Here is a 16,570-nt window from a genome sequence, read left to right on the forward strand (position 1 = left end):
GATTAGTTACTCTTCTTTTGCCCGTTTTTATCTTGCAACTGCGACGGTACCAGAACCGTAGTCACGCGTTTGCCTTTATCGCTAAACGCCTGCATTTGCTGCTGTTGCACCAGGTAGGTGATGCGATCGCCTTTGACGTTGCTGTCGAGCTGTTCCAGATAGGCGTTCCCGGTCAGGGTCACCAACTGAGACGCCACATCGTAACGTACCTTCTGCGCATGGCCTTTCACCGGCTTGCCGCTGTCTTGCATCTGATAGAAGGTTACCGGGTTACCGAAGGCTTCAATATAGGTTTTGTTCTGATCGCCGCCCGGGCGGGTGACGACCACCTTGTCCGCTTTGATATCGATAGTGCCTTGCTTGATCACCACGTTATCGGTAAAGGTGCTGACGTTGCTCTGCATATCCAGAGACTGTTTCAGCGAGTCGATGCTCACCGGCTGATTGGAGTCGGACTTCAACGCCCAGGCAGGGGCGCTGGCGGCCAAAATCAAGCTGCCGATTAACAGATTACGGCTTGGTTTGTTGGTTCTGAATTTCATAGTTGGTCTTAACCTTATCAATCAGCTCAGCGGTTTTGGCCCGCAGGTTCCCACGCATTTTCATGCCGTTAGAGGTGAAGTTCGTCCCGTAGAGCGTCACTTCGTCATCCGAAGCCACATCCTGGGTCACCAGGTTCACCTGAGCATTGTCTGTTTTAATTTTTTCCAGCTGCGACGTGGTGGTCAGGCTGTTCACCTCGACGTGGCCGTAAAGATACAGCATCCGGTCTTTAGTCAGTTTGGCGCGGTCGGCGCGAACTGACCAGGTGGCCACCGCGTTTTCATCAAACAGCGTCATCACCGGCTGGGTGAACCAGCTTAATTCGTCGGCGGTATAATACTTCACGTCTTCCGCCACCAGCTTGTAACTCAGCTTGCCGGTCGGATTGTACACTATGGTGACCGTATGCTGGCTCTGATAAGTCGGGTCCTGGCTGTTTGCCGGCCCCGGCGTAGTATCATCACTGAAATCCGTCATGTTCCAGCCAATCAGCGCCAAGGCGATCACCGCCAGCAACAGGGTGATCCACAGTTTGGTTTTACTCATATCGATAGCCCTTTGGCGTCTTCCAGCTTGTTCTGAGCCAAAAGAATAATGTCGCACAGCTCGCGCACCGCACCGCGGCCGCCGGCAATGCGGGTAACATAGTGGGCTCGTGGCGTCAGCAGCGGATGTGCATCTGCGACCGCGACCGCCAGGCCAACCTGTGCCATCACTGGCCAGTCGATCAGATCGTCACCGATATAGGCTACCTGATCCGCCGTCAGCGACAGTGTATCCAACAGTTCGCGGAAGGCCAAAAGCTTATCGGATTGCCCCTGATAAAGGTGGGTGATCCCGAGGGTTTCAGCCCGGTCTTCCAACAGCTTGGCGGAGCGGCCGGTAATGATCGCCACTTCGATATCCGAGGTTTTCAGGCAGCGGATGCCATAACCGTCGCGCACGTTGAACGCTTTTAATTCTTCGCCATTGTTGCCCATGAAAATCAGGCCGTCTGACAGCACGCCGTCGACATCACAAATCAGCAGGCGGATTTTGCCGGCACGCGCCATGACGTCTTGCTCTACAGGCCCGTAGCAGGTTTCAACCAGACTCATTGAATTCTCTTCCATAGTTAAACGACGCCGGCGCGCAGCATGTCATGCATATGTACCACACCCAGCAATTGGTCGCCATCGGCAACCAGCAGCGCGGTGATATGACGTTGCTGCATCAGGTTCAGCGCGTCGACCGCCAGCAGGTTCGGGCGTACCCGTACGCCGCCGAGTGTCATGACATCGACGATCCGAGCCTCGTTGAGATTGATGCCCATATCGAATATCCGGCGCAGGTCACCGTCGGTGAAGATACCGGCGATTTTCATCAGATCGTCACAGACGACCGTCATCCCCAGATTCTTGCGGGTGATTTCCAGCAGTGCGTCACGCAGCGATGCATCGGCGCTGACGTGGGGAATTTCGTCGCCGCTGTGCATGATATCGCAAACGCGCAGCAGCAGTCGGCGGCCCAGAGCGCCACCCGGGTGCGATAACGCAAAATCTTCCGGCGTGAAACCACGAGCCTTTAACAGTGCGACGGCCAGCGCATCGCCCATCACCAGAGTGGCGGTGGTGCTGGTGGTCGGTGCCAGACCGAGCGGGCAGGCTTCCTGCGGCACTTTGATGCACAGGTGAATGTCCGCCGCTTTGCCCATCGAACTTTCCGGGTTGTTGGTCATGCAGATCAACGGGATTTGCTGACGCTTCAACACCGGGATCAGCGCTTGTATTTCGTTGGACTCACCCGAGTTGGAGATGGCGAGGACGATATCCTGCGCGGTGACCATGCCGAGGTCGCCATGGCTGGCCTCCGCGGGATGAACAAAGAACGAAGGCGTCCCGGTGCTGGCGAAGGTCGCGGCAATCTTGCAACCGATATGCCCGGATTTGCCCATGCCCATCACCACCACTTTGCCACTGCATTCGGCGATTAACCCGCAGGCGCGGGTAAAGTCTGCATTGATGTATTGATCGAGCTGGGCCAGCCCGTCACGCTCAATCTGCAGCACTTCTTTGCCTGCCTGCTGAAAATCAAAGCCCGGTTGCAACTGAATGTTCGACATGCTCATTTCCGTCGGTTATACCCGTCATCTTTCCAGTTGCGCCAGGCTGCAACTGGAAAGCTATAGGCTATAGCTAAATGAATCGAAAGGGTTAAAAAACAGCACCGCAAGATACGCAATAAAACCACATAATAACAGAGCGCCGGCCAGATGACCGATGCGATGTTTGCGCCCAATGCACAGGGCACTGAGCACAATGCTGACTGCCAGCATGACCCAGTAATCGCGATGGAAGGCAGCACCATCGACGGTCCCCGGGGACAACAGGGCGGGGACGCCCAGCACGATCACCGTGTTGAAAATGTTGGAACCGATGATATTGCCAATCGCCATATCATCTTCGCCCTTGAGTGCCCCGGCGATGGAGGTGGCCAGCTCCGGCAGGCTGGTGCCGACAGCGATGAGGGTCAGGCCGACCACCAGCTCACTCATACCGAAATAGTGTGCGATGACCGTGGCGTTATCGACCACCATTTTGGACGACAGCGGCAGAATGATAAACGCCAGCACCAGCCACAGCACCGCCACGGTGTTGCTGCTGTCCTGCGGCAGTTCGGCCATTTGCTCCAGGGTCAGGCTGTCGCTGCCTTCGCGCTGCGCCAGTCGGGCAATTTTCAACATCAACAGAATAAAGACGGCGGCGGCGGCCAACAGCACCACGCCATCCAGTCGGCTCAGCGTACCGTCCATCAGCACAAAACCGCACAATACTGTGACCGCCAACATCAGCGGCAGTTCGCGCCGCAATACTTCAGATCGCGCCGCCAGCGGGTGTATCAAGGCGGCGACGCCGAGGATCAGTAAAATATTCGTGATGTTGGAACCCAAGACGTTCCCCACGGCCATATCGATTTGCCCGTTCAGCGCCGCGGTGGTCGACACGAACAGTTCCGGCAGCGAGGTGCCGATGCCGACGATGGTCATACCGATAATCAACGGTGGCACGCCAAGTGAACGGGAAATTACCGCAGCACCGTAAACTAAGCGGTCTGCACCATATACCAGTAAAAATAAACCAACGATTAATAACGCTATCGCGAGAAACATGCAGGGTCCTTTGTTGGGTATCATCCCGGTTCGTTGGTTAAAAGCCGTAATTCGGCTATCTTGCTTTGCCCTCCGTTGCGCAGGTTGCAGGTTAAAGCCGCAGCAACGGGTTTTCCCGGCTAATATATGAACACTTTCGTTTTTTTTCGTTATGGCGCCAATTTTGACCGGGTGGCGCGTAAAAGTAAAACCTATGGCACCATTGGTAGCGAAATGCCGGTAAGTTTTTGTAAAGATGAGACGCATTGCGCCCGTTGCTTTAACATCGCGGGTAGATTTAGCCAAAATGACCCGTAAAGGATCAATTAACATGCACCAGAAGGCAGAGAATCTGGTCGAAGTTCGCGACATGACTTTCTCGCGCGGCGATCGACTGATATTCGAAGACATCAACCTGACGGTTCCCCGTGGCAAGGTCACGGCGATCATGGGGCCGTCCGGGATTGGCAAAACGACGCTGCTGCGTCTGATCGGCGGTCAGTTGGCGCCGGACAGCGGTGAAATCTGGTTCGATGGCGATAACATCCCCGCGTTGTCTCGCCATCAACTGTATGAAGCGCGCAAGAAAATGAGCATGCTGTTTCAGTCCGGCGCGCTGTTTACCGACCTGACGGTGTTCGAAAACGTGGCTTACCCGTTGCGCGAGCATAGCCGTTTGCCGGAACCGATCCTGCGCAGCACGGTGATGATGAAGCTGGAAGCGGTTGGACTGCGTGGCGCAGCCGATCTGATGCCGAATGAATTGTCCGGCGGTATGGCGCGGCGTGCCGCGCTGGCGCGCGCCATTGCGCTCGATCCGGAAATGATCATGTTCGACGAGCCTTTTGTCGGCCAGGATCCAATCACCATGGGCGTGCTGGTGAAGCTGATCGATGAGCTGAATCACGCGCTGGGCATCACCTGCATCGTGGTTTCGCACGACGTGCCGGAAGTGCTGAGTATTGCCGACTACGCTTACATTGTTGCCGACCATCGGGTGATAGCCGAAGGCACGGCGCAACAATTACAGAACAATCCTGATGCACGCGTGCGCCAGTTCCTGGATGGTATTGCCGATGGGCCGGTACCCTTCCGTTATCCGGCCGGCGATTATCAGGCCGAGCTGTTAGGTTTAGGGAGTAAATAAGCTGATGTTATTACAGGCGTTAGCGTCGTTAGGACGCCGTGGCATCAACACCAGCGCCAGCTTTGGGCGCGCCGGGTTGATGCTGTTCAACGCGCTGGTCGGGCGGCCCGAGCCGCGTAAGCAGTGGCCGCTGTTGCTCAAACAGTTGCACAGCGTTGGTGTGCAGTCGCTGCTGATCATCGTGGTTTCCGGGTTGTTTATCGGCATGGTGCTGGGGCTACAGGGTTATCTGGTGCTCACCACCTACAGTGCTGAAGCCAGCCTGGGCATGATGGTGGCGTTATCGCTGCTGCGTGAGCTGGGCCCGGTGGTTACCGCACTGTTGTTTGCCGGTCGTGCCGGTTCCGCGTTGACGGCCGAAATTGGCCTGATGAAGGCGACAGAACAAATCTCCAGCCTGGAAATGATGGCCGTCGATCCGCTGAGACGTATCGTCGCGCCGCGCTTCTGGGCCGGTTTGATCAGCATGCCGCTACTGACGATGATCTTTGTCGCTATCGGCATCTGGGGCGGTTCGGTGGTGGGTGTGGACTGGAAGGGCATTGACAGTGGCTTCTTCTGGTCGGCAATGCAAGGTGCCGTTGAGTGGAAAAAAGACTTACTCAACTGCCTGATCAAGAGCGTGGTATTTGCCATCACCGTGAGCTGGATTGCCATCTTCAACGGGTATGATGCCGTACCGACCTCTGAAGGGATAAGCCGGGCAACGACCCGTACCGTGGTACATTCGTCACTGGCGGTGTTGGGATTGGATTTCGTGCTGACAGCACTGATGTTTGGGAATTGATTCGATGCAAACGAAGAAGAGTGAAATCTGGGTTGGGGCATTTATGCTGATTGCGCTGTGCGCCATCGTATTTCTGTGCCTGCAAGTGGCGAACATTAAGTCGATCGGTAACGAGCCGACATACCGCATCTACGCGACCTTCGATAACATCGGTGGTCTGAAAGCACGTTCGCCGGTGAAAATCGGCGGGGTGATGATTGGCCGTGTGGCGGAAATCTCGCTCGATCCTAAAACCTATACGCCGCGTGTAGCCCTGGATATCCAGGATAAATTCGACCAGATCCCGGACACCAGCTCGCTGGCGATCCGCACCTCCGGCCTGCTGGGGGAGCAATATCTGGCGTTGAACGTCGGTTTTGAAGATCCGGATATGGGTACGGCCATTTTGAAAGACGGCGGTACTATTCAGGACACCAAATCAGCCATGGTTCTGGAAGATCTGATCGGCCAGTTCCTGTATAAGAGCGGCGGTCAGGATGATGCAGCCAAAGCGGGAGACGCGGCTGCTCAGCCGGCTACCGGTGCTGCACCGCAAGCCGCTGCCCCTATTCATTAAGAGAGGAAACCTGCATGTTTAAACGTTTACTTATGGTTGCCCTGCTGGTGGTTGCACCGCTGGCGAATGCGGCCGATCAGACCAATCCTTACAGCCTGATGCAAGACGCGGCTGAGAAGACCTTCACTCGCCTTAAAACAGAGCAGCCAAAGATCAAGCAGGACCCTAACTACCTGCGTTCCGTGGTGCATCAAGAACTGATGCCGTTTGTGCAGGTCAAATATGCCGGTGCGCTGGTGTTGGGCCGTTATTACAAAGAAGCGACGCCGGCGCAACGTGAAGCCTACTTCACCGCATTCCAGGCTTACCTGGAGCAGGCTTACGGCCAGGCGCTGGCGATGTATCACGGCCAGACTTATCAGATTGAGCCTGAGCAGCCGCTGGGCAACGCTGATATTGTGGCAATCCGCGTGACCATCATCGATCAGGGCGGTCGTCCACCGGTGCGTCTGGACTTCCAGTGGCGTAAAAACAGCAAAACCGGTCATTGGCAGGCTTATGACATGATCGCCGAAGGCGTCAGCATGATCACCACCAAACAGAACGAGTGGGCCTCTACGCTGCGTACCCAGGGGATTGACGGTCTGACTAAACAACTGCAGGCAGCGGCACAGCGTCCAATCACGCTGGATCAGAAAAACTGATGTCTGCCGCCCTCAGCTTTGAATCGCAGCAACAGACCCTGATCCTGCGCGGTGCGCTGGATCGGGAAACGCTGTTGCCGCTGTGGGAACAGCGGGATGCGTTGCTGGCGGATAAAACCGCTATCGACGTTACGCAACTGCAGCGTGTGGACTCGTCTGGGCTGGCACTGTTGGTGCATTTGCGTGAACAGCAGCACCAACGTGGCGTGGAATTAAAAATTTCTGGCGCCAGCGATCGCTTGAAAACGCTGATCGCACTGTACAATCTGCAAGCAATAATGCCTGTCGATACCGCTGGTTAGCCCGATTTTCGACTGGATGAAGACGTTTTCTCCCCAGAAAGCCCCTGTATAACAGGGGCTTTTTCTTTAGTTTAAGAAAACGTCGTATTCCACTAAGATATCAGGCTGATTATGATCCTTTTGATACAGAACTGGATACTATGGAAAATAGCGAGATTAAAGATGTGCTGATGCGAGCATTGGCACTGGAAGAAGCACATGTTACCGGCGACGGCAGCCATTTTCAGGTGATCGTGGTCGGTGAGCTGTTTGCCGCCATGAGCCGCGTTAAAAAACAACAGACGGTCTATGCACCGCTGATGGAATACATTGCGGACAACCGTATTCACGCCTTGTCGATTAAGGCGTACACCCCTGAAGAGTGGCAGCGAGACCGCAAACTCAACGGATTTTAAGGCTGTTTGCCCAGCGGGGCGGGCAGCATCAGTTTAGATAACAGAGAGTAGTCAAATGGATAAATTTCGTGTGCAGGGCCGGACCCGCCTCAGCGGTGAAGTTGCTATTTCCGGGGCTAAAAATGCCGCCCTGCCGATCCTGTTCGCCGCATTGTTAGCGGAAGAGCCGGTCGAGTTGCAGAATGTCCCGAAGCTGAAGGACATCGACACCACCATTAAGCTACTCAGCCAGTTAGGCACCAAGATTGAACGCAACGGTTCCGTATTCGTTGACGCCAGCGGCGTGAACGAGTTCTGTGCGCCGTACGATCTGGTGAAAACCATGCGCGCTTCCATCTGGGCGTTGGGGCCGTTGGTCGCCCGTTTCGGTCGTGGTCAGGTTTCCCTGCCGGGCGGTTGCGCGATCGGTGCGCGTCCGGTCGATCTGCACATTACCGGTCTGGAACAGCTCGGGGCGGAGATCAAACTGGAAGAAGGTTACGTTAAAGCTTCCGTCGACGGCCGCCTGAAAGGCGCACACATCGTTATGGATAAGGTGAGCGTAGGCGCTACCGTCACCATCATGAGTGCTGCAACTTTGGCGACCGGTACCACCGTGATTGAGAATGCTGCCCGCGAGCCGGAAATTGTCGATACCGCCAACTTCCTCAACACGCTGGGGGCAAAAATCACCGGCGCCGGCAGTGACCGTATCACCATCGAAGGCGTTGAACGTCTGGGCGGTGGTGTTTATCGCGTTCTGCCGGACCGTATCGAGACCGGTACTTTCCTGATCGCTGCCGCCGTTTCTGGCGGTAAAGTGATGTGCCGCGACACCCGTCCGGATACGCTGGATGCGGTGTTGGCCAAGCTGCGCGAAGCCGGTGCGGATATCGAAGTGGGCGAAGACTGGATCAGCCTGGATATGCATGGCAAACGCCCTAAAGCGGTTACCGTGCGCACTGCGCCGCACCCCGGCTTCCCGACCGATATGCAGGCTCAGTTCAGCTTGCTGAACCTGGTTGCGGAAGGCACCGGTGTGATCACCGAAACCATCTTTGAAAACCGTTTCATGCATGTGCCTGAGCTGATCCGTATGGGCGCACACGCTGAGATCGAGAGCAATACTGTGATTTGTCATGGCGTTGAGCAACTGTCCGGTGCTCAGGTGATGGCGACCGATCTGCGTGCTTCCGCCAGCCTGGTATTGGCGGGCTGCATCGCCGACGGCGTGACCGTCGTCGATCGTATCTATCACATTGATCGTGGTTATGAGCGTATTGAAGACAAGCTGCGTGCGCTGGGTGCCAACATCGAGCGTGTGAAAGGCGAGTAATCTGTCTGACGCCGGAGTGCTGCTCCGGCGTAAATGCAGTCTTGGGGCTCGGCATCGCCGGGCCCTTTTAATTATTGTCTTCCGGGAATTCACCCACCGTCATCTTCAGCGTGATGCGTTTACCTTCGCGCAAGACCACCACCGGAATTTCCGTACCCGGGCGGATCTCTGCCACCTGATCCATGGTTTCCAGCACCGATACCGCCGGCTTGTTGTCCACGTTGATGATCACGTCGTTGACATGGAAACCGGCGTTGCCAGCCGGCCCGCTCGGCGTAATTTCAGTCACGATAATGCCCTGCAGGCGATCGATACCTGAGTTGGACGAACGCAGCGGAATAATCTCTTTGCCCTGAATACCGAAATAACCACGAATGACGCGGCCGTCGCGGATCAGCTTGTCCATAATCTTGGTGGCCAGTTCGATGGGAATGGCGAAGCCCAAACCTTCCGGCGTCTCACCGTCGGTGATTTTATCGTAGGTCAGGGTGTTGATACCGATTAGCTCACCCAGTGAGTTGACCAGCGCACCGCCCGAGTTGCCGCGGTTAATCGAAGCATCGGTTTGCAGGAAGGTCTGGCGCCCGGTGGTGCTCATACTGATGCGGCCGGTGGCGCTGAGGATCCCTTGGGTGACGGTCTGGCCGAGATTATAGGGGTTGCCGATCGCCAGCACGACGTCGCCCACGTGCGCGGTACGGGCAGTGTTGATCGGGATCACCGGCAGATTGCCTGGATCTATTTTCAACACCGCCAGATCGGTCAGGCCGTCAGAGCCGACCAACAGCGCTTCGTAGCGGCGGCCGTCCTGCACCACCACGGTAATTTGTTGCGCATCTTTGATTACGTGGCGATTGGTCAGGATATACCCGCGATCGTTCATGATCACGCCAGAGCCCAGCGACAGTACGTTGGCGGTACCGTTCATGTTGCGGTTGTAGATATTGACTACGGCAGGCGCGGCGCGGCGCACCGCCTTGTTGTAACTGACGGGCGTTTCATCACGGGTATTGTCATGTTTTTCTGCGAACAAAGCATTGGAAGAACGTAGCACGGGTAAAGCGACCAGCAGCAGGCCGGCAACGATTAGACCAATAACGACGGAGCGCAAGAGCTTAGCAAACATGGAGTTTTAGTACGTGAGATGAAAGATGCACGAAGGATAACATGAGAATACCGGGCGCAGTATGTCACCGCGCCCGGTTTTTAAACAAAAATACGATTAACGCAACAGCAGATAAAGGGTTTCGCCACCGCGTACGATGTTCAGCGCCATGACCGGTGGTTTGGCTTCGAGCACCTTGCGCAGTGCGGTAATGTTCTCAATACGCTGGCGGTTGACGCCAATGATCACATCGTCTTTCTGCAGCCCGATTTGTGCGGCCGCAGAGCCTTTATCCACTTTATCGATCTTCACGCCTTTGTCGCCGCTCGGGATCGCGCCGTTGCTGAGTGAAACACCCTGCAGGGCAGGTGAAAGCGTTTCGGCATTGGTTGAGGCGCTTTCGCTGTTATCCAGCGTGACGGACACTTCCTGCGGTTTGCCATCGCGCAGCAGCCCGACCTTAATGGTCTTGCCCGGCGCCGTGGTACCGACCTTGGCGCGCAGTTCGGCGAAGCTGCTGACGGGTTTGCCGTCGACGGAAATCAGGATATCGCCGGCCTTGATGCCCGCCTTGGCGGCGGCGGATTTCGGCAGCACTTCACTGACGAAAGCACCGCGTTGCGCGTCGGTATTGAAGGCTTTGGCCATATCGGCGGTCATTTCACTGCCTTTAATGCCCAACAGCCCACGTTTCACTTCACCAAACTCGATCAACTGCTGGCTGAGGTTCTGTGCCATGTTGCTCGGAATGGCGAAGCCGATGCCCACGTTGCCGCCGCTTGGCGCCAAAATGGCGGTGTTGATGCCGATCAGCTCACCGTTGAGGTTAACCAGCGCACCGCCGGAGTTGCCGCGGTTGATGGATGCATCGGTCTGAATGAAGTTTTCCAACCCTTCCAGGTTCAGACCGCTACGCCCCAAGGCGGAAATAATACCGGAAGTGGCGGTCTGGCCGAGGCCGAACGGGTTGCCGACGGCGACCGCGAAATCGCCGACCCGCAGTTTATCGGAATCCGCCATTTTTATGGCGGTCAGGTTTTTCACGTCGTTGAGTTGCAGCAGGGCAATGTCGGACTGTTCGTCACGACCCACCAGCTTGGCGTCCACTTCACGGCCATCGTTCAACTGCACGCTGATCTTATCGGCGTTGTTGATCACGTGGTTGTTGGTCAGCACATAGCCTTTGGCGGCGTCGATGATAACGCCGGAGCCCAGCCCTTCAAACGGGCGCGAGCTTTGTGGCTGGTCAGGGCCGCCAGGGCCAAAGAAACGTCTGAATTCCTCCGGAATTTGCTGGCGCTGCACCTGGGTGCCTTCAACATGCACGCTGACCACTGCGGGCAAGACTTTCTCCAGCATCGGCGCCAGGCTTGGCAGCGGCTGCCCTTGAACGGCGACGGGCAGCGCGGCGGTGGCAGCCGGTACGGAGGTCAGCGTGAGGCCAATACTCATTGCCAATGCACTAAGAATTAACGACTTTTTCTTCATTGATAATAGCTCTCTCAATACCTGCCGGTGGAATAGTGATGATAAAGCAGCAGCAATACCATAGTGAAGGGTAAGACCGTGAATTTGCGTGAAAAGTTCACTCAATCGTCAGCGTTAAGGATAGCGTAACGTGGGGGAAGAAGGATGAGGAGGATCAAAAACCCGTGGGGCTGGCCCACGGGCAAAGAACAGCGTTTAGTCGCGACGTGGACGTTCGCCACGCAGCAGGCCTGATGCGCCTTCAGAGTAGTCGCGCGGCATTTCTACCGGCGCCTGATCGTTATCCGCTTCGGCTTCCGTCAGGCGATAGCGGAACGGATTTTCCTGCATTGGCAGGTCCGGCAACAGGTTGTTGGAGCTTTTCGCCATATGCTGATACAGCTGGCGATAATCGCGAGCCATGTTGTCCAGCAGCTCAGCGCTGCGGGCAAAGTGGCCGACCAACTCCTGACGATACTCTTCCAGCTCGGTTTTGCTCTTGTCCAACTCGTTCTGCAAAACTTGTTGTTGACGTAATTTACGGTTACCAAAACGCATCGCTACCGCACCAATGACGATACCGACCACCAAACCAATCAGCGCATACTCCCAGGTCATGATGACTCCTATTTTGACTTCGTTGTTCCGCAGGGATTTTTCACTTAATAATATCCACTATAACCGTTAACCTTGTCCGAGTGGAATCCTGATGAGCTTTGACCTGATTTCTTCAGGGTTTTCAGCGCTGCTCAGAGCGGGTATTTGTGGCGATATGGGGGCTAAGCAGCCGCAATATGTCGCGAAAATGGGTTAAATAATTTCTAAGCGTTCTTAGGGAACATCGAACAGATGCAGGCACAATCACCGTTATCACGCTACCAGCAGGCGCTGGATGCGGGGGAATACCAGGCCGATGCGGTTCAACGCCAGGCCGTTACACAACTGGATCACATCTATCAGGCCTTGCAGCAAGTGCCCGCAGCCAGTGCACCGGCCGGCGGCCTGCGCGGCAAGCTCAGCCGTTTGCTGGGCAAGAGCAGTGAAACGTTGAAGCAGCGTCCGGCGCAGGGCTTATATATGTGGGGCGGTGTCGGGCGGGGTAAGACCTGGCTGATGGACATGTTCTTCCACAGCCTGCCGGGTGATCGCAAGCTGCGGCTGCATTTCCACCGGTTTATGCTGCGGGTGCACGAAGAACTGACCGAGCTGCAAGGGCAGGAAAATCCGCTTGAAATCGTCGCTGACGGGTTCAAGGCGCAAACCGACGTGCTGTGTTTCGACGAATTCTTTGTTTCCGACATCACCGACGCCATGCTGCTGGCCACGCTGTTGCAGGCGCTGTTTGCCCGAGGCATCACGCTGGTGGCCACTTCCAATATTCCGCCGGACGATTTGTATCGCAACGGCTTGCAGCGCGCGCGCTTCCTGCCGGCGATCGACCTGATTAACGAGTATTGCGATGTGATGAACGTCGATGCCGGCATTGACTATCGCTTGCGCACCCTGACTCAGGCGCACCTGTACCTGACGCCGCTTGACGAACAGACCCGGCAGACCCTGGACCAGATGTTCGTCAAATTGGCCGGTAAGAAAGGCGAAGCGGCGCCGGTATTGCAGATCAATCACCGGCCGTTGCAGGCTATCCACGCGGTAGACGGCGTGCTGGCGGTGGATTTTCACACCTTGTGCGAGGAAGCGCGCAGCCAACTGGATTACATTGCCTTATCGCGCCTCTATCACAGCGTCATCCTGTATAATGTGCGGGTGATGGGGCCGCTGAAGGAAAATACTGCGCGCCGCTTCCTGGCGTTGGTGGATGAATTCTACGAGCGTCACGTCAAACTGGTGATTGCCGCCGAAGCCTCGATGTTCGAGATTTATCAGGGCGAGCGGTTGAAGTTCGAATACCAGCGTTGCCTGTCGCGCCTGCAGGAGATGCAGAGTGAGGAGTATCTGAAGCTGCCGCATCTGCCATAACGCCCGGGGGACTTCGCCGCTGGAGTCCCCGGTTTTCCGCCGTTGGCGATTAATTGCGTTTCCATTCAAAAAGCGTTCGATCTTTGTGAGCGACTTCTCTATAATCTTGCGACCCCACGTTACAACAAAGTTTTTTTTCCCAAAAACTTTATAGTGCCGGCAATGGCTATTCGAAGGGGTAGGTTTGCTGGACTTGTATGGTCGTGTGAGCCTCAACTGTTTTCGAGCGTTTGGGTGTTCACCAACGTGTAACTAATTATTGGGTAAGCTTTCTAATGAAAACTTTTACAGCTAAACCAGAGAGCGTTCAACGCGACTGGTACGTTGTTGATGCAGATGGTAAAACTTTAGGCCGTCTCGCTACTGAACTGGCTCGTCGTCTGCGCGGCAAGCATAAAGCGGAATACACCCCGCACGTTGATACCGGTGACTACATCATCGTTCTGAACGCAGAAAAAGTTGCTGTAACCGGCAACAAGCGTACAGACAAGGTGTATTACCACCACACCGGCCACATCGGTGGTATCAAGCAAGCGACCTTTGAAGAGATGATTGCCCGCCGTCCTGAGCGCGTGATTGAAATCGCGGTTAAAGGCATGCTGCCAAAGGGTCCGTTGGGTCGTGCAATGTTCCGTAAACTGAAAGTTTACGCGGGCAACGAGCACACTCATGCGGCACAGCAACCGCAAGTTCTTGACATCTAATCGGGATTATAGGCAATGGCTGAAAATCAATACTACGGCACTGGTCGCCGCAAAAGCTCCGCCGCTCGCGTTTTCATCAAGCCGGGCAGTGGTAACATCGTAATTAACCAGCGCAGCCTGGAACAGTACTTCGGTCGCGAAACTGCCCGCATGGTAGTTCGTCAACCGCTGGAACTGACTGACATGGTTGGTAAATTTGACCTGTACATCACTGTTAAAGGTGGTGGTATCTCTGGTCAAGCTGGCGCTATCCGTCACGGTATCACCCGTGCACTGATGGAGTACGACGAGACTCTGCGTGCTGAATTGCGTAAAGCTGGCTTCGTCACTCGTGACGCCCGTCAGGTTGAACGTAAGAAAGTCGGTCTGCGTAAAGCACGTCGCCGTCCGCAGTTCTCCAAGCGTTAATTTTTTACTGCTTCGGCAGTGGAATTTACGCAAAAAACCCGGTGCTTCACCGGGTTTTTTTATGCCTGAAAATCAAGTTGTCGCTACTAAAATCTTTGGTATATCAGACAATTCAATACGAATTCGCCGTACAGCCCCCACAAAACAAGCAAAATCTGGTAAACTATCATCCACTTTTGCGCCTGTTCGCCATGCAGCAGTTATCAGTCTACCTCCGAGGCCGGTTTTTATGACCTAAGGTTTAGCTGCGAGTTGCTGGCCTGCGGTCAAGAACATTCAGGATAGCAGCCTGTCAGTGGGCTATTCGCAGTATTTTCTAGATAACTTGGAGGTTTTCATGGCTGTCGCTGCCAACAAACGTTCGGTAATGACGCTGTTCTCTGGCCCGACCGACATTTTTAGCCATCAAGTACGTATCGTACTGGCGGAGAAAGGTGTCAGCGTCGAGATTGAGCAGGTGGAGTTGGATAACCTGCCGCAGGATCTGATTGACCTCAACCCGTACCAGACGGTGCCTACGCTGGTCGATCGCGAGCTGACCCTGTATGAATCCCGTATCATCATGGAATACCTTGATGAGCGCTTCCCGCATCCGCCTCTGATGCCGGTTTACCCGGTCGCCCGTGGCGAGAGCCGCCTGATGATGTTGCGTATCGAGAAAAACTGGTATTCGCTGATGTACAAGATCGAGCAGAGCAACGGTCAGGAAGCTGAATCAGCTCGCCGTCAACTGCGCGAAGAGCTGCTGGCGATTGCCCCTATCTTTGGCCAGACCCCGTACTTCATGAGCGAAGAGTTCAGCCTGGTGGATTGCTACCTGGCGCCGCTGCTGTGGCGTTTGCCGCAGTTAGGCATTGAACTGAGCGGTGCCGGCTCCAAAGAGCTGAAAGGCTATATGACCCGCGTGTTCGAACGTGATGCCTTCCTGGCCTCCCTGACCGAAGCCGAGCGCGAAATGCGCCTGCAGACTCGGGGCTAAGCGTCATGGATATGTCTCAGATGACCCCACGCCGTCCGTACTTGCTGCGGGCGTTCTATGACTGGTTGCTGGACAATCAGTTGACACCGCACCTGGTGGTGGATGTGACGCGTCCTGACGTGGAAGTGCCGATGGAATTCGCCCGCGATGGCCAGATCGTTTTGAACATCGCGCCGCGTGCGGTAGGCAACCTGGAACTGGGCAACGACGAAGTGCATTTCAATGCGCGTTTCGGCGGTGTGCCGCGTCAGGTTTCTGTGCCAATGGCTGCGGTGCTGGCGATTTATGCGCGTGAGAATGGCGCAGGCACCATGTTCGAACCGGAAGCCGCTTATGAAGCGGAAGGCGCGTTCGAAGGCCTGGACAATGAGACGATCCCATCGGAAAGCCTGATGTCGGTGATTGATGGCGATCGCCCGGATCTGAGTGAAGATAACGATTCGGACGATGAACCGCCTCCGCCACCACGGGGTGGCCGCCCGGCACTGCGCGTGGTGAAATAACCTCGCAGTGGTGCAAACTCAAAGGTCGCTTCGGCGACCTTTTTTATTGCCTGCGATCCGGGCTTGGCTCAGCTTTTCAATGAGGCAATACAGGCGTCACGCGGCGCGCTGAGGTCGCCGATACGCACGGTAGTGAGCGCATGTGTGGCGCGCTGCTTGAACGTGGTGATGGCGGTGTCGCCTTGCACTTCCGGCGGTGCGGTGCAGATATCGTTGAGCGGTAAATTATTGCCTTTGTCGAGGGCATGCAGCACTGCTGCCGGGTTATAGACCAATGCGGAGGACAGGGCGGATTTTACGCCGGCGGTGAAGGAGGCGTTACCGCCGTTGGCCAGCTTAGGTGCCAGCGCGATCCAGCTGTCGTCACCCAGTTTGATGCTGTTTTCTACCGCGGTGAGTTGGCCTGCTTTAGCCAGTTGAGCGACCACCGACGTCGCACCGCGTGCCTCAATGTTGTAACCCACTTCCTGAGAGTCGAGCGACATGGCCAGTGAGTGGAAGCTGACAACCAGCAGTGTGCCGGTCAGTAAGGGAAAGGAGAATTTCATGGTTAGCTATCCTTATCAAGATATCAGGCGCAGCCGCGCCCCTGAGTGACGCTAACTCAATAC

At 55.7% G+C, this 16,570-nt stretch carries 21 protein-coding genes; 12 read left to right on the forward strand and 9 right to left on the reverse strand.

What is annotated here, in order from left to right; genetic code table 11:
- Nucleotides 1-2: 2 nt before the first annotated feature.
- From lptA to ACGS9J_RS08185, 5 genes are read right to left on the reverse strand one after another with little or no spacing between them, the layout of a single operon-like run.
- The gene (gene lptA, locus ACGS9J_RS08165) at nt 3-542 is read right to left on the reverse strand and encodes a lipopolysaccharide ABC transporter substrate-binding protein LptA (protein ID WP_318427906.1); all 540 of its coding nucleotides are present in this window, start codon (nt 540-542) and stop codon (nt 3-5) included.
- Nucleotides 511-1,089: an LPS export ABC transporter periplasmic protein LptC gene (gene lptC / locus ACGS9J_RS08170; protein ID WP_442230449.1), complete on the reverse strand. Its 579-nt coding sequence runs from the start codon at nt 1,087-1,089 to the stop codon at nt 511-513. The genes lptA and lptC overlap by 32 nt, the downstream gene beginning before the upstream one ends.
- Nucleotides 1,086-1,640, reverse strand: coding sequence for a 3-deoxy-manno-octulosonate-8-phosphatase KdsC (gene kdsC / locus ACGS9J_RS08175; protein ID WP_442230450.1), 555 nt, complete (start codon nt 1,638-1,640; stop codon nt 1,086-1,088). Before kdsC ends, lptC begins: the two co-directional genes overlap by 4 nt.
- Nucleotides 1,641-1,657: 17 nt before the next feature.
- Nucleotides 1,658-2,644 (reverse strand): arabinose-5-phosphate isomerase KdsD, encoded by a 987-nt coding sequence (kdsD, locus tag ACGS9J_RS08180; protein WP_442230451.1) that lies wholly within the window; start codon nt 2,642-2,644, stop codon nt 1,658-1,660.
- Between the two features lie 60 nt (nt 2,645-2,704).
- Nucleotides 2,705-3,691: a calcium/sodium antiporter gene (locus ACGS9J_RS08185; protein ID WP_442230452.1), complete on the reverse strand. Its 987-nt coding sequence runs from the start codon at nt 3,689-3,691 to the stop codon at nt 2,705-2,707.
- Between the two features lie 310 nt (nt 3,692-4,001).
- On the opposite strand from ACGS9J_RS08185, the gene mlaF reads away from it, so the two are divergent.
- The 7 genes from mlaF to murA all read left to right on the forward strand — a co-directional run bounded on the left by mlaF (nt 4,002) and on the right by murA (nt 8,816).
- Nucleotides 4,002-4,817 (forward strand): phospholipid ABC transporter ATP-binding protein MlaF, encoded by an 816-nt coding sequence (mlaF, locus tag ACGS9J_RS08190; protein WP_129941635.1) that lies wholly within the window; start codon nt 4,002-4,004, stop codon nt 4,815-4,817.
- 4 nt (nt 4,818-4,821) lie between these two features.
- Nucleotides 4,822-5,604 (forward strand): lipid asymmetry maintenance ABC transporter permease subunit MlaE, encoded by a 783-nt coding sequence (mlaE, locus tag ACGS9J_RS08195; protein WP_442230453.1) that lies wholly within the window; start codon nt 4,822-4,824, stop codon nt 5,602-5,604.
- A 4-nt stretch (nt 5,605-5,608) separates the two neighbouring features.
- A complete protein-coding gene (mlaD, locus tag ACGS9J_RS08200; RefSeq protein WP_442230454.1) occupies nt 5,609-6,160 on the forward strand; it encodes an outer membrane lipid asymmetry maintenance protein MlaD in 552 nt (183 codons plus the stop codon).
- Nucleotides 6,161-6,174: 14 nt separating this feature from the next.
- Nucleotides 6,175-6,804 carry a phospholipid-binding protein MlaC gene (gene mlaC / locus ACGS9J_RS08205; protein WP_442230455.1) on the forward strand — a complete coding sequence of 210 codons (630 nt, stop codon included), beginning with the start codon at nt 6,175-6,177 and terminating at the stop codon, nt 6,802-6,804.
- Complete coding sequence (mlaB, locus tag ACGS9J_RS08210) at nt 6,804-7,106, forward strand: lipid asymmetry maintenance protein MlaB (protein ID WP_442230456.1); 303 nt, start codon at nt 6,804-6,806, stop codon at nt 7,104-7,106. The genes mlaC and mlaB overlap by 1 nt, the downstream gene beginning before the upstream one ends.
- A 140-nt stretch (nt 7,107-7,246) precedes the next feature.
- Nucleotides 7,247-7,501 (forward strand): BolA family iron metabolism protein IbaG, encoded by a 255-nt coding sequence (gene ibaG / locus ACGS9J_RS08215; RefSeq protein ID WP_044553663.1) that lies wholly within the window; start codon nt 7,247-7,249, stop codon nt 7,499-7,501.
- Between the two features lie 55 nt (nt 7,502-7,556).
- Entirely contained in the window at nt 7,557-8,816 is a 1,260-nt protein-coding gene (gene murA / locus ACGS9J_RS08220) for a UDP-N-acetylglucosamine 1-carboxyvinyltransferase (protein WP_020831849.1), read from the forward strand.
- Nucleotides 8,817-8,883: 67 nt separating this feature from the next.
- Here murA and degS read toward each other — a convergent pair whose 3' ends face one another.
- The 3 genes from degS to zapG all read right to left on the reverse strand — a co-directional run bounded on the left by degS (nt 8,884) and on the right by zapG (nt 12,006).
- Nucleotides 8,884-9,942 (reverse strand): outer membrane-stress sensor serine endopeptidase DegS, encoded by a 1,059-nt coding sequence (degS, locus tag ACGS9J_RS08225; protein ID WP_442230457.1) that lies wholly within the window; start codon nt 9,940-9,942, stop codon nt 8,884-8,886.
- A 96-nt stretch (nt 9,943-10,038) separates the two neighbouring features.
- On the reverse strand, nt 10,039-11,409 hold the full coding sequence (degQ, locus tag ACGS9J_RS08230; protein ID WP_442230458.1) for a serine endoprotease DegQ: 1,371 nt from the start codon (nt 11,407-11,409) through the stop codon (nt 10,039-10,041).
- Between the two features lie 195 nt (nt 11,410-11,604).
- The gene (gene zapG / locus ACGS9J_RS08235) at nt 11,605-12,006 is read right to left on the reverse strand and encodes a Z-ring associated protein ZapG (protein WP_020831844.1); all 402 of its coding nucleotides are present in this window, start codon (nt 12,004-12,006) and stop codon (nt 11,605-11,607) included.
- A gap of 231 nt (nt 12,007-12,237) precedes the next feature.
- On the opposite strand from zapG, the gene zapE reads away from it, so the two are divergent.
- The 5 genes from zapE (at nt 12,238) to sspB (ending at nt 15,959) form a co-directional block, all read left to right on the forward strand.
- Nucleotides 12,238-13,365 (forward strand): cell division protein ZapE, encoded by a 1,128-nt coding sequence (gene zapE, locus ACGS9J_RS08240; RefSeq protein ID WP_442230459.1) that lies wholly within the window; start codon nt 12,238-12,240, stop codon nt 13,363-13,365.
- Nucleotides 13,366-13,640: 275 nt separating this feature from the next.
- Nucleotides 13,641-14,069 carry a 50S ribosomal protein L13 gene (rplM, locus tag ACGS9J_RS08245; RefSeq protein WP_020831840.1) on the forward strand — a complete coding sequence of 143 codons (429 nt, stop codon included), beginning with the start codon at nt 13,641-13,643 and terminating at the stop codon, nt 14,067-14,069.
- Nucleotides 14,070-14,084: 15 nt separating this feature from the next.
- Entirely contained in the window at nt 14,085-14,477 is a 393-nt protein-coding gene (gene rpsI, locus ACGS9J_RS08250) for a 30S ribosomal protein S9 (protein WP_020831838.1), read from the forward strand.
- A gap of 337 nt (nt 14,478-14,814) precedes the next feature.
- Nucleotides 14,815-15,456 carry a stringent starvation protein SspA gene (sspA, locus tag ACGS9J_RS08255; protein ID WP_012147043.1) on the forward strand — a complete coding sequence of 214 codons (642 nt, stop codon included), beginning with the start codon at nt 14,815-14,817 and terminating at the stop codon, nt 15,454-15,456.
- 5 nt (nt 15,457-15,461) lie between these two features.
- Nucleotides 15,462-15,959, forward strand: a complete 498-nt coding sequence (sspB, locus tag ACGS9J_RS08260; RefSeq protein ID WP_442230460.1) for a ClpXP protease specificity-enhancing factor — start codon at nt 15,462-15,464, stop codon at nt 15,957-15,959.
- Between the two features lie 68 nt (nt 15,960-16,027).
- Here the strand turns inward: sspB and ACGS9J_RS08265 are convergent, their stop codons facing one another.
- Complete coding sequence (locus ACGS9J_RS08265; protein ID WP_442230461.1) at nt 16,028-16,507, reverse strand: hypothetical protein; 480 nt, start codon at nt 16,505-16,507, stop codon at nt 16,028-16,030.
- Nucleotides 16,508-16,570 lie beyond the last annotated feature (63 nt).

Origin of the sequence: Serratia quinivorans, assembly GCF_052113645.1 — a bacterium.
GTDB lineage: Bacteria > Pseudomonadota > Gammaproteobacteria > Enterobacterales > Enterobacteriaceae > Serratia > Serratia quinivorans_B.

Excerpts from the sequence above, each read along its gene's own strand:
- lptA (WP_318427906.1), bottom strand. The coding sequence starts at position 542 with ATGAAATTCAGAACCAACAAACCAAGCCGTAATCTGTTAATCGGCAGC.
- lptC (WP_442230449.1), bottom strand. The coding sequence starts at position 1,089 with ATGAGTAAAACCAAACTGTGGATCACCCTGTTGCTGGCGGTGATCGCC.
- kdsC (WP_442230450.1), bottom strand. The coding sequence starts at position 1,640 with ATGAGTCTGGTTGAAACCTGCTACGGGCCTGTAGAGCAAGACGTCATG.
- kdsD (WP_442230451.1), bottom strand. The coding sequence starts at position 2,644 with ATGTCGAACATTCAGTTGCAACCGGGCTTTGATTTTCAGCAGGCAGGC.
- ACGS9J_RS08185 (WP_442230452.1), bottom strand. The coding sequence starts at position 3,691 with ATGTTTCTCGCGATAGCGTTATTAATCGTTGGTTTATTTTTACTGGTA.
- mlaF (WP_129941635.1), top strand. The coding sequence starts at position 4,002 with ATGCACCAGAAGGCAGAGAATCTGGTCGAAGTTCGCGACATGACTTTC.
- mlaE (WP_442230453.1), top strand. The coding sequence starts at position 4,822 with ATGTTATTACAGGCGTTAGCGTCGTTAGGACGCCGTGGCATCAACACC.
- mlaD (WP_442230454.1), top strand. The coding sequence starts at position 5,609 with ATGCAAACGAAGAAGAGTGAAATCTGGGTTGGGGCATTTATGCTGATT.
- mlaC (WP_442230455.1), top strand. The coding sequence starts at position 6,175 with ATGTTTAAACGTTTACTTATGGTTGCCCTGCTGGTGGTTGCACCGCTG.
- mlaB (WP_442230456.1), top strand. The coding sequence starts at position 6,804 with ATGTCTGCCGCCCTCAGCTTTGAATCGCAGCAACAGACCCTGATCCTG.
- ibaG (WP_044553663.1), top strand. The coding sequence starts at position 7,247 with ATGGAAAATAGCGAGATTAAAGATGTGCTGATGCGAGCATTGGCACTG.
- murA (WP_020831849.1), top strand. The coding sequence starts at position 7,557 with ATGGATAAATTTCGTGTGCAGGGCCGGACCCGCCTCAGCGGTGAAGTT.
- degS (WP_442230457.1), bottom strand. The coding sequence starts at position 9,942 with ATGTTTGCTAAGCTCTTGCGCTCCGTCGTTATTGGTCTAATCGTTGCC.
- degQ (WP_442230458.1), bottom strand. The coding sequence starts at position 11,409 with ATGAAGAAAAAGTCGTTAATTCTTAGTGCATTGGCAATGAGTATTGGC.
- zapG (WP_020831844.1), bottom strand. The coding sequence starts at position 12,006 with ATGACCTGGGAGTATGCGCTGATTGGTTTGGTGGTCGGTATCGTCATT.
- zapE (WP_442230459.1), top strand. The coding sequence starts at position 12,238 with ATGCAGGCACAATCACCGTTATCACGCTACCAGCAGGCGCTGGATGCG.
- rplM (WP_020831840.1), top strand. The coding sequence starts at position 13,641 with ATGAAAACTTTTACAGCTAAACCAGAGAGCGTTCAACGCGACTGGTAC.
- rpsI (WP_020831838.1), top strand. The coding sequence starts at position 14,085 with ATGGCTGAAAATCAATACTACGGCACTGGTCGCCGCAAAAGCTCCGCC.
- sspA (WP_012147043.1), top strand. The coding sequence starts at position 14,815 with ATGGCTGTCGCTGCCAACAAACGTTCGGTAATGACGCTGTTCTCTGGC.
- sspB (WP_442230460.1), top strand. The coding sequence starts at position 15,462 with ATGGATATGTCTCAGATGACCCCACGCCGTCCGTACTTGCTGCGGGCG.
- ACGS9J_RS08265 (WP_442230461.1), bottom strand. The coding sequence starts at position 16,507 with ATGAAATTCTCCTTTCCCTTACTGACCGGCACACTGCTGGTTGTCAGC.